Origin of the sequence: Actinosynnema sp. NPDC059335, assembly GCF_042752395.1 — a bacterium.
Lineage (GTDB): Bacteria > Actinomycetota > Actinomycetes > Mycobacteriales > Pseudonocardiaceae > Actinosynnema.
In genome coordinates this window covers 1-10,904 of the sequence record NZ_JBHYXZ010000111.1, presented here as the reverse complement: position 1 = coordinate 10,904, position 10,904 = coordinate 1, and the positions used below count along the sequence as shown (strand labels likewise).

6 protein-coding genes, 2 tRNA genes and 1 pseudogene are annotated in these 10,904 nt (G+C 74.3%); all 9 read left to right on the top strand.

What is annotated here, in order from left to right; genetic code table 11:
• Window positions 1–4: 4 nt before the first annotated feature.
• A pseudogene (locus tag ACFXGA_RS28460) lies at window positions 5–3,859 on the top strand (discoidin domain-containing protein); the annotation flags it as partial.
• A gap of 319 nt (window positions 3,860–4,178) precedes the next feature.
• Entirely contained in the window at window positions 4,179–4,838 is a 660-nt protein-coding gene (locus tag ACFXGA_RS28455; RefSeq protein ID WP_378093054.1) for an Ig-like domain-containing protein, read from the top strand.
• A 632-nt stretch (window positions 4,839–5,470) separates the two neighbouring features.
• A complete protein-coding gene (locus ACFXGA_RS28450; RefSeq protein ID WP_378093052.1) occupies window positions 5,471–6,667 on the top strand; it encodes a PP2C family protein-serine/threonine phosphatase in 1,197 nt (398 codons plus the stop codon).
• Window positions 6,664–7,728, top strand: coding sequence for a B12-binding domain-containing protein (locus ACFXGA_RS28445; RefSeq protein WP_378093017.1), 1,065 nt, complete (start codon window positions 6,664–6,666; stop codon window positions 7,726–7,728). Before ACFXGA_RS28450 ends, ACFXGA_RS28445 begins: the two co-directional genes overlap by 4 nt.
• The gene (locus ACFXGA_RS28440; RefSeq protein WP_378093015.1) at window positions 7,725–8,111 is read left to right on the top strand and encodes an STAS domain-containing protein; all 387 of its coding nucleotides are present in this window, start codon (window positions 7,725–7,727) and stop codon (window positions 8,109–8,111) included. Before ACFXGA_RS28445 ends, ACFXGA_RS28440 begins: the two co-directional genes overlap by 4 nt.
• Window positions 8,112–8,467: 356 nt before the next feature.
• Window positions 8,468–8,542, top strand: a tRNA-Arg gene (locus ACFXGA_RS28435).
• Window positions 8,543–8,969: 427 nt separating this feature from the next.
• A tRNA-Cys gene (locus ACFXGA_RS28430) sits at window positions 8,970–9,043 on the top strand.
• A 92-nt stretch (window positions 9,044–9,135) separates the two neighbouring features.
• The gene (locus ACFXGA_RS28425; RefSeq protein ID WP_378093013.1) at window positions 9,136–9,501 is read left to right on the top strand and encodes a DUF1330 domain-containing protein; all 366 of its coding nucleotides are present in this window, start codon (window positions 9,136–9,138) and stop codon (window positions 9,499–9,501) included.
• 331 nt (window positions 9,502–9,832) lie between these two features.
• Window positions 9,833–10,447: a CBS domain-containing protein gene (locus ACFXGA_RS28420; protein WP_378093011.1), complete on the top strand. Its 615-nt coding sequence runs from the start codon at window positions 9,833–9,835 to the stop codon at window positions 10,445–10,447.
• The last annotated feature ends 457 nt before the right edge of the window (window positions 10,448–10,904 follow it).

Here is a 10,904-nt window from a genome sequence, read left to right as displayed (position 1 = left end):
GGGTATGCCGCCCGGGGGGGCGCCCTTCCCCGGGGGGGGGTGGGGGGGCGCGGGGGGGGGCCCGACCCCCCCCCCCGCCCACGACCACGTCCTGCCCGGCAACGAGGGCGACGTCGGCGTCCACACCGACGGCCGGGCCCACGCCATGGAGATCGGCGACCCGACCTACACCAACCTGGCCGAGGTCGCCGCGAAGCTCGACCCGGGCGCGCCGTTCACCGCGGGCGGCGTGCACCGGTCGATCTTCGAGAAGGACCTCGCCGCCGGTGGCGCCGACTACTACCTCGACCGCGTGCTCGGCGTCGGCGGCACCCTCGGCACCCCGATCCTGATGACCCGCGGCCGCACGCTGTACCTGCGCGGCGTGAACAACAACAACTTCGCGGTCATGGGCTTCGCCGGCAACACCTTCGTCGGCGGCCCCAACAACCTGGGCAACCTCTACACCGTCACGGTGCCGGGCCAGACCGTCACCGAGGTCACCGCCAACCGGTTCAACGCCCCCAGCCACGCCAAGGGCCGCTACACCGTCGGCGGCACGGGCGTCACGGCCGACCTGACCAAGTTCATCACCTACGACAACGTCGCGGTCACCGCGATCTCGTTCAGCAACCCCGGCGGCACGCCCGCCACGTTCACCGTCCGCGCCGCCTCGCCGCTCGCGACCGGGGCGGGAGAGGGACCGGCCGAGCTGGTCGGCGCCCGCACGATCACCAGCGGCTCCAACAACGGGCTCGTCGACACGGCGTGGGACCAGGTCCAGGTCAACCTCACCGCCGCCGGGTTCACCCGGTCGGGCGCGAACCTCGACCGCGAGGTCACGGTGCCCGCGGGCGGCACGGTCGCGCTGTCCGTGGTCGCGGCGGTCTCCTCGGCCGGCCTGCCCGAGACCCTGCCGAGCTACCGGCACTACGCCGCGCTCGCGCCGCACGACGCGGTGCGCGAGGGCGTCACCGACTTCAACCGCCGCTGGGCCCAGGACGTGCCGTACATCGACGTGCCCGACCCGGCGCTGGAGAAGGCCATCGTGTACCGCTGGTGGGGCGAGCGGCACAACGTGCTCGACGCCAACACCCCCGGTTACGTCTACCAGTACCCGACCACGGTGGAGGGCTCGCACCTCTACCAGAACTCCATCGCGCTGACCCAGCCGATGCACCTGCAGGACACCAAGTGGCTGCGCACCCCGTACCTGCCGTACGGGCAGATCCTCAACATCGGCGAGCTGTCGGGCTCGTCGGCGTTCCTGGACAGCCCCGGCCACACCAGCTGGAACAACCACTACTCGCAGTACCTGGGCACCGCCGGGTTGGAGGCGTACAACGTCCACGGCGGCGGCCGGGAGATCGCCGAGAAGTTCGCCCACTACTTCGAGCGCGACGGCGTGGGCCAGCTCGAGCACTACGACGGCAACGACGACCGGCTCATCGCCTACAACGCCAACTACATGCCGGGCAACGACGCCGACGCCATCACGTTCGGCTTCCCCAAGGCCACTGCGGGCGCGCCCGGCGCGCAGACCATCGAACGCCCGGAGTCGGCGTACGTGTGGGGCGCGTTCGACGCCGCCCGGCAGCTCTACGAGGTCGCGGGCGCGGACCGGGCCAAGCTCGACGGGCTCGCGGCCGAGGCCGACGCCGTCCGGGACGCGATCCTGGAGAAGCTGTGGAGCCCGTCCACGCGGATGTTCCTGGCCGGCACGTCGCACGGCGCCACCTCCGCGGCGAGCTCCAACGGCACGCCCAACCCCCTGCCGGAGTCCGAACGCCACCTGATCCCGGCCAAGGAGTCCAACCTCTACGACGTCTACGCCCAGAACCTCATCCCGTTCGACCAGTGGCGGACCTACGTGGACGGGTTCCGCTTCCTGACCTACGGCGACAACTTCCCGATCTTCCCGTTCTACACCGCCAACCAGCACGACCGCACCGCCTACGGCATCGGCGGCTCCAACAACTTCTCCAACATCAACTTCACGGTGCAGTACCGGGCCGTCCGGTCGGCGCTGCGCCACTACGACCCCGAGGGCAAGTACCTCGACGCGGCCTACGCCAAGCGCCTGCTGGACTGGATGGCGTGGAGCACCTACCCCGGCGGTGACGCGCGGGTGGCCAACCAGGCCGAGTACTACTCCGGCTGGAACCCGACCACGAAGACGTACAACCGCAACAACCCGTACCACGTGATGCTCGGCAACATGAACTACGTCTTCGTCGAGGACATGGCGGGATTGCAGCCGCGCTCCGACGACAAGGTCGAGCTGTGGCCGATCGAGTTCGGCTACGAGCACTTCATGGTCGACAACCTGCGCTACCACGGGCACGACGTCACCGTCGTCTGGGACCCGGACGGCACCGAGTACGGGCTCGGCGCGGGCTACAGCCTGTTCCTCGACGGGCAGCGCAAGGTCGCCACCGACCGGATCGGCAAGCTCACCTACGACCCCAACACCAACGAGGTCCAGGTCGAGGACGGGCTGACGGTCACCTTCCGGGCCGGGACCGGCGCGGACTTCCCGAGCGCGGTGGACACCGCGATCCAGGACGACCGCGTGGTCTCCTACCTCAAGACGGCGGGCATCGACCTCACCGAGGACGCGCCCAACCTGGCCACCGGCGCCGCGCTCACCTCCTCCTACACCCAGCAGGGCGTGCGGCCCGCGCCGTGGCGGCAGTTCCACACGCCGGGCTGGAGCGCGAGCACGCCCAACCACACCCCGGGCGCGACCAGGCAGCTCGAACAGCCCGTGACGCTCGACGCCGTGACCGACGGCGTCACCGCGAACGAGCCCTACTGGGGCAACTACGGCACCACCGACAAGAACGGCTACGTCGAACTGGACCTCGGCGGGGCCAAGTCGTTCGACAACGTGAAGGTGACGTTCGTCGGCGACCGCCAGGCGGGCGGCTACCGCGAACCCGCCCGGTGGTGGGTCCAGCTGCCCGACGGCCGGGGCGGCTGGCGCGAGGTGCCCAACCAGTTCAAGAACCCGGCGGTGCCCGCGGCGAAGTTCAACGAGGCCCTCTTCGACGCGGTGACGTCGGACAAGCTGCGCGTCGCGTTCACCAACAGCCCCGACCACTTCACCGCGATCGCCGAGATCCAGGTGTTCGCCTCGGGCCGGGACGCGCCGGACGTCACCAACCAGGCGCCCGCCGTCACCGCCGCGCGGGACGGCTCGGCGGACGGCAACCTGTCCACCCGCCTGGTCGCCACCGCCGCCGACGACGGCATCCCGTACGACGGGGAGCTGGCCTTCGGCTGGGAGACCGTGTCCCGGCCCGCGGGCGCGGCCGTGATCTTCGCCGACCCCGACGCGCTCGCCACCCGCGTCACCGGCACCGTGGCGGGCGACTACGTGTTCCGGTTCTTCGCCACGGACGGCGAGAAGCGGTCCGAGGCCACCGTCGCGGTCACCCTCGCCACGCGGGACGTCGTGGCCGAGTTCGGCGCGGCGGCGACCGTCACCACCAGCGGCACCGCCTCGTGGGAGGACCACCGGAAGGTCAACCAGGCCACCACGCCGACCGGGTCGAGCCCCGGCGCGGGCAACGGCTGGGGCAACTGGGGCCAGACCCGCAACGGCACCAGCCCCGAGCGCGAGGCGTGGATCCAGTACCAGTGGACCGAGCCGGTGCGGCTGTCGTCCACCGACCTGTACTGGTACGACGACGGCGGAGGCACGCGCCGGCCGACGGCCACCACGTACGCGATCGAGGCGTCGAACGACGGCACGACGTGGACGCCGGTCACCCTCGCCAACGGGTCCACCTACGCGGGCGGGCTCGCCGTCGACACCTACAACCACTTCGACTTCGAACCGCTGACCACGAGCCGGCTGCGCGTGCGCATCTGGGGCGTCCAGGACGGCGGCGCGGCCACGGGCGTGCTGCGGTGGCGGGCCAACGGCGAAACCGTCGACTCGGTGCGGTCGCGGGGGGGGGGGGGGGCGGCGCCCGGGGGGGGGGCGGCCCGGCGCCGGGGGCGGGGCGGGGGGGGGGCCCCGGGGGGTGCGGGGGGGGCGGCCCACCGGCGAACCGGGCGACTCGGGGCGGTCGCCGGTCCTGGTGCCCCCCACGACCGGGGAGGCGCCGACCCTGCCCGGGGAGCTGGACGGCGTGTACGCGAGCGGCGTCCGCGGCAAGGTGGCGTTCACGTGGCAGCCGATCACCCCGGAGATGGTCGCCCAGCCGAACGCGGACCCGTTCGTCGTCCACGGCACCAACGACACCTACGGCCTGATCGCCGAGGCCCGCGTGTACGTGCGGGCCGACGCCGGGGCGGGCGGCATCTCGATCCAGGACGCCGAGACGTTCGAGCAGACCGTCGCGGTGGGGCAGCGGCCGCACCTGCCGGACAAGGTCGAGGTGTCCTACAACGACGGGTCGCGCGACAACCAGGCCGTGGGCGTGCGCTGGCACTTCGACGAGTCCGTCGTCGACCGGCCCGGCCGCCACACGGTCGTCGGCGACCTCGTCCTGCCCGACTACGTCGGCGGCGCCGGCACCACGCGGACCACCCTCGCGCTGACCGTCGGCGACGGCGGGCCGGCGTGGGACGTCGCGGTCGAGGCGGGCGCGCGGTGCATCGGCGCCACCGCCTACGTGGCGGTCACCGCCCGCAACAACGACGACCGGCCGCTCACCGCGGAGCTGGTCACCCCGTACGGGTCGCGGACGGTGGCGGACGTGGCCCCCGGCAAGTCCGCCTACCAGGCGTTCAACACCCGCCTGCGGTCCGTGCCCGCCGGGACGGCGGTGGTGAAGGTCACCGGGACCGTCGACGGCCGGACCACCACGGCGGAGGCGACCGTGCCGTACAGCGCGCTCACCTGCTAGTTCGTGCCCGGGTGGGCGGTGCTCCGGCGAGCGCCGCCCACCCCCGCCGGGAAGTGCCGGGTGCGGGCGGAGGGGCGCGAAACCCGATATTCGCGGTCACGGCGGTCCGTCTGGCAGGCTGGGAGACGGGTTCGCGTTCGTGCGGGTCGCCGTCCGGCCGAGGTCGGGCGCGACGAAATCGGTGGAGCGAGGGTGGGGTGCAGGCGCCCGAGCGGCGCCGACGAGTCGTGGTGGAGACCGGTCCGGCCGTCCGAGGTGCCGACAACGCGTGGACGAGCGCGCCCTTCCCGGCGCTGCTCGCCGACGCGGCGGGCGCGGTGCGCGCCGCCAACGACGCCGCCGGACCGCTGTTCCCCGACGCGGAGCTGGGCGCGGCGCTGACCGACTGGGCCGGCTGGCTGGGCCGGGCGCACGAGGAGCGGGGGACCGGGCCCGTGCGCGGGCTGCTCGGCGACCGCGGCTTCGAGGCGCGCCCGGTGGTCCACGACGACGGCGCGGTGACGTGGTGGCTGGTCGAGGACGCCGACGACGCCGGGTCGGCGCGGGAGGCGCTGCGCGTCGAGCGGGAGCGCACGGCGGTGCTCGGCGAGGTGTCGTCGGCCCTGCTGACCTCGCTCAACCCCGAGCGGTGCATGCGGATCGCGGCCGAGCTGGCCGCGAGCCACCTGGCCGACGCCGCCTGGGTCGTCGCGCCGGGCAGCCGGGGCGACCACCCCGTCACCCGGTGCGTGCGGGGCGGCGACGTGGCGTACGAGCGGGTGTCGATCGACCCCGAGGGGGTCTCCGGGCTCGCCGAGGCGCTGCGGGGCTTCCCGCCGGTGCCGTCGCGGTGGATCGAGCCGTCGTCCGCGCCGTCCTGGCTCGTGCCCGAGGGGTTCGGCGAGGTCGGGTCGATCCTGGTGACCCCGCTGCCCGGCCAGGGCGTCCCGGCGGGCGCGTTGGTGCTGCTCAGGCGGCACGGGCAGGCGGAGTTCGGCGAGGACGAGGAGGTCCTCGCGCGGCTGTTCGCGGCCCGCGCGGGCTCGGCCATCTCGGCGGCCCGGATGTTCGCCCAGCAGGTGTCGATCACCGACACGCTGGTGGGCGAGCTGCTGCCCCCGACGCTGCACCACGTCGACGGGGTGGAGTTCGCCGGCCGGTACCGGCCCGCGCTGGACACCGAACGCGTCGGCGGCGACTTCTACGACGTGCACCCGGTCCCGGGCGGCGAGACGCTGGCCGTGCTCGGCGACGTCTGCGGCAAAGGGCTCGAAGCGGCGGTGATGACCGGCAAGGTCCGCACGACCCTGCGCGCGCTGCTGCCCCTGGCGGACGACCACCTGCGCGTGCTGGGCCTGCTCAACGACGCGCTGCGCAAGCCGCACCACACCCGCTTCGTCACCCTCGTGCTGGCGTCGGTGACCCGCGTCGGCGACGACGTGCGGGTGCGCGTGACCAGCGGCGGGCACCCGCCGCCCCTGGTCGTGCGGACGACCGGGGAGGTGCACGAGGCGCCCACGCGTGGCACGCTCATCGGGGTGCTCCCCGACATCGACGCCGTGACCGCCGAGGTCGTCCTCGCGCCCGGCGAGACGTGCCTGCTCTACACCGACGGGATCACCGAGGCGGTCGGCGGACCGCTCGGCGGTGAGGTGTTCGGCGAAGAGCGGCTGCACCGGGTGCTCGCGGCGTGCGCCGGGATGCCCGCCGACGCGGTCGCCGAGCACGTGCACATGGTCGCCTCGCAGTGGGTCGGCGCGGGCGGTCACGACGACGTCGCCGTGCTCGCGATCACCGCGCCACGCGGCCGCAGGCAGGCCGGCGGGGCGCGGGAGGCGCACACCCCATGAGGGCGACCGGCGTGGACGCGCGCACCGGCGCGCGGCGGCTGTGGGACGCGGTCGTGGACCGCGACGAGGACCGGGCCGCCGAGGTGGCGCTGCGGGCGCTCGCCGACGGGCTCGACGCCGAGACCGTGCTGCTGGACGTGGTCGGGGCGGTGCAGCGCCGGGTCGGCGCGGAGTGGGCGGCCAACCGCCTGACCGTCGCCCAGGAGCACGCGGCCACCGCGATCAACGAGCGGGTGGTCGCCGCGCTCGTCGCCGCGGTCGACCGGCGGCCGCCGCACCTCGGCCGGGTCGTCGTGGCGTGCCTGGACGGCGAGTGGCACGCCCTGCCCGCCCGGCTGCTCGCCGAGGTGCTGAAGCTGCGCGGGTTCCGGGTCGACTACCTCGGCGCGCAGGTGCCCGCACCGCACCTGATCACCCACCTGCACAGCACCGGACCGGACGCCGTGGCGCTGTCCGGCTCGCTGGCCACCCGCCTGCCGACCGCCCACGCCACCATCAGCGCGTGCCGGTCCACCGGGGTGCCGGTGCTGGCGGGCGGCGCGGCGTTCGGCCCCGACGGGCGCTACGCCCGGCTGCTCGGCGCGGACGTCTGGGCGCCCGACGCGCGGACCGCCGCCGACCGGCTGGCGTCCGACCCGCCGCCCCGGCCGCGCGGCGGCAACCAGCCCATCGACGACCTGCCGCACCTCGGCGACCAGGAGTTCACGATGGTGTCGCGCACCGGCGCGCAGCTCGTGAAGGCCGTGTACGCGGCGCTGGAGGAGCGGGTGCCGGCCATGCGGGCCTACACCGACGCGCAGCGCCGGCACACCGCCGAGGACCTCGCGCACATCGTCGACTTCCTCGCCGCAGCGCTCTACGTCGACGACGACGGGTTGTTCACGGCGTTCCTGACCTGGACCGCCGACGTCCTCGACGCCCGCGGCGTGCCGCCCCGGCACCTGTCGCCCGCGCTGGTCCTGCTCGCCGCCGAGCTGCGCGACTTCCCCCGCGCGACGCGCATCCTCGACGCCGCGCGCGCCGAGCTGTCCCGATCCGCCGACCCCGGAGCGACCGCATGAGCCCGCGCTCCCTCACCTGCACCGTCGTCGTCCTGGACGAGCGCACGACGCGCGTCGTCCTGACCGGCGACCTGGTCCACGCCACCGCCGACGAGCTGCTGCGCCTGGTGGACGACCTGCTCGCCCGGGGCGGGCTCGGCGAGCTGCGGCTGGGCTGCGCCGGCATCGGGTTCTGCGACTCCTACGGCCTGTCCACGCTGCTCGCCGTGCACCGGCAGGCGACCGGCGCGGGTGTCGGGCTGCGGCTGGAGGACCGACCGGCCTCCCTGGACCGCCTGCTGCGCCGGACCAACACGCTGGACCACCTCACCGGGGGCGCGGGGGAGAGGGCGGGCAGCCGACCCTCGCGCGAAAAGGACGGGCGTTCCGCGGCGGCGCAATAAAAAGGCATTGCGGGAATTGGCGTCGGCGGTGCATGATCGGTGCACACCGCGAGACGAGGAGCCGGAGCCATGACGAGCACGTGGGAGCGAGGTCAGAAGCGCCCGTGCCATCGCGCTGCGCTCGTCCCGGCGTGCCCGGATCGGCGCAAGCCGTGCTGCGGCATGCGCCCCACCTGCGCGGACTCCCCGCCCTGACCTCGAAGCAGGTCACGTGGACAGGGAGCCGCCCATCGGGGAACCGATCCGGGCGGCTCTTGTTTTCCCGGTGCCGCGAATCATTTCCGCGGTTCATCGCCGACCATTTTTTCGGTGGTTCCGGCGTGCACGTCGACAACTCCACAGCGGAGCAGGCACTTGCCCCTGTAGCTCAGGTGGAACAGAGCGCGGCGCTACGAACGCCGAGGTCCCGGGTTCGAGTCCCGGCAGGGGTGCTCTCCGGGTGCGAGGGGCACGGCGACCCCACCTGATTTGGGATCAGGACGCACCGCGTTCGACTCGCGGGCACCCGACCACGCCTCTCCGGCTCGACAGGACGACCCTCCCGCGGCGTGAGCGGGATGACCGGGGTCGAGTCCCGGCCGGGGAGCGGCCACCCGCGTCGGGTGGCGACGTCCCGAAGCTCATCGGCCGAGCGCCCGCCGACCGGCGGGAGGTCCGGGTTCGACTCCCGGCGGGACGGCTGTGACCGAAGCCGAAGAAGACGAGGCGCCAGGTCGTGACCCTGGTCGAAGCCGGTGCGAGTCCGGTCGGTCACCCCACGCGCGTGGCCCGGCGGCCACCCGGGGCTCATATCCCCGGCGTCCCTGGATCGACACCAGGACGCGCGACCGCGGCGACGACCGGCCGGCCGTCGCCCCCGACCCACGTCACGACGGTCGTGAGGCGGCCTGCAAAGCCGTCGATTCCGGGTTCGACTCCCGGGTGGGTCTCCACCCCGTCCGCTCCGCCGTGGGGTTCCCGGCGCCGGCCCGGAACCGGTGAACCGACCGATGCGCGGCACGGCGGCCGTGGCCAGGATGGGCGCATGGCCGTTGATCCGCGGGGCGCCGACCTCAAACGACTGCTCGCCGAGGACCCGGGTGGTCCGGTGGTGATGCTGAACCTGCTGCGCTTCGCCGAGGGCGGGGTCGAGTCGTACCGGGAGTACGCGCGCCGGCTGCGCGAGACGTTCCTGCCCCGGCACGGGGGAGAGGTGCTCTACGCGGGCACCGGGTCCACCGCGCTGGTCGCCGAAAACGGGCAGAGCTGGGACGCGGTGGTCGTCGTGCGCTACCCGGACCGGGCCGCGTTCGCCCGCATGGTCGCCGACCCGGAGTACCAGGAGGTCACCCGCCTGCGGACGGCCGCCCTCAGCGAAGCGGTGTTGCAGGCCACCACGCCCTGGACGTGACGCACCGGCGGACAACGCGCCGGGGTGCAGGTCGGGACGTGGGTGGTGGTCGACCCGCGCTGATCACCGAGTCCGGCCGGGTCGGCCAGGTGGTCCTCGGCTCCCGCGGCCCGGGCGGGTCACCGGCATGCTGCCCGGCTCCACCGGCCAGGCCCTCGTCCTGCCCGCCCTCGTCCTGCCCGCCGGCGGTGGTCCGGCCGTCCTCGGTGGGGTGAACCCCCGACCGGTGGGGGTGTCGGCCGGGCGCGGTTTCCGCCCGCCCGGGCCGGGTACGGCACCGGTGGGGACCTCGCCGGGTCGACCGACAGCACCGGATCAGGGGACGATCACGATGAAGGTTCAGGACCTGATGACCCGCGCCGTGGTGACCGCACGGCCGGGGACGGCCGCCAAGGACGCCGCGCGGTTGTTGGTGGAGGGCGGGTTCACCACCCTGCCGGTGGTCGACGACCTGGACCGCCTGGTCGGCGTGGTCGGCGAGGCGGACCTGCTGCGCAACCGCATCCTGCCCGACCCCCGGACCTCCGTGCACGACCGACCTCCCGAGCCGCGCGAGCCCGCGTCGCCGACCGTCGCCGAGATCATGGTGACCGACGTCGTGGCGGTCGACCCGCGCGTGCACGTGGCGGAGTTGAGCAAGCTCATGCTGGAGCGGCACCTGCGGACCCTCCCGGTGGTGCGGGACGACGTGCTGGTCGGCGTGATCTCGCGGCGCGACCTGTTGCGGATGATCGCCCGGGAGGATGACGTCATCGCGACGGACGTGCGACGTCAGCTGTCCGTCGCCACGGGGCGTGTGCCGTGGCGGATTTCGGTCGCCCACGGTGTGGTCACGCTGGCGGGCGAGGGCGCGGACGACGCGGAACGGCACGTGGCCACCGTGGTGGCCGGCGCGGTGCCCGGCGTGGTGGGCGTGGAGGTGGCCGAGCACGACGGGATCGCGTGACAGCGCCCGGGGTCCGGGTGTGCCCCGCCGCGGGGGAGCGGCCTGAGCCGAGCGCCGCCCGGGTTGATCGTTAGCCCGACGTTGGTCCGACGTTGGCGGCGATCACTTGGCTGGTCGGGCCGGGCGTCCGCCCCGGAAGCCCCGTCCCCAGCGCTGCGAGGAAGGTCCGGCTCAATGGCAACAGGCACCGCCGCGGTGGCACCCACGCGCACCACGCTCAGGAAGGCCGCGGTCCGGGACGACTTCGGCCCGCGGATCGAGGCGATCGGCCGCGAGGCGCAGGCCGAGCCGCAGTCCGTGGTCGGGATTGCGTCCGGCGGCCAGGTGCCCGACGACCCGTTCGCGTCGCTGCGGGGCGGGGCCCGGGGGGGCGGCCCCGGCAGGGGGGTGGGGGGGGCGGCCCCGGCCCGCCGCCCCCCCGGGACCCGGACGGGCATGCGAAGCACCTCATTCGTGG

Excerpts from the sequence above, each read along its gene's own strand:
- ACFXGA_RS28455 (WP_378093054.1), top strand. The coding sequence starts at position 4,179 with ATGGTCGCCCAGCCGAACGCGGACCCGTTCGTCGTCCACGGCACCAAC.
- ACFXGA_RS28450 (WP_378093052.1), top strand. The coding sequence starts at position 5,471 with ATGCGGATCGCGGCCGAGCTGGCCGCGAGCCACCTGGCCGACGCCGCC.
- ACFXGA_RS28445 (WP_378093017.1), top strand. The coding sequence starts at position 6,664 with ATGAGGGCGACCGGCGTGGACGCGCGCACCGGCGCGCGGCGGCTGTGG.
- ACFXGA_RS28440 (WP_378093015.1), top strand. The coding sequence starts at position 7,725 with ATGAGCCCGCGCTCCCTCACCTGCACCGTCGTCGTCCTGGACGAGCGC.
- ACFXGA_RS28425 (WP_378093013.1), top strand. The coding sequence starts at position 9,136 with ATGGCCGTTGATCCGCGGGGCGCCGACCTCAAACGACTGCTCGCCGAG.
- ACFXGA_RS28420 (WP_378093011.1), top strand. The coding sequence starts at position 9,833 with ATGAAGGTTCAGGACCTGATGACCCGCGCCGTGGTGACCGCACGGCCG.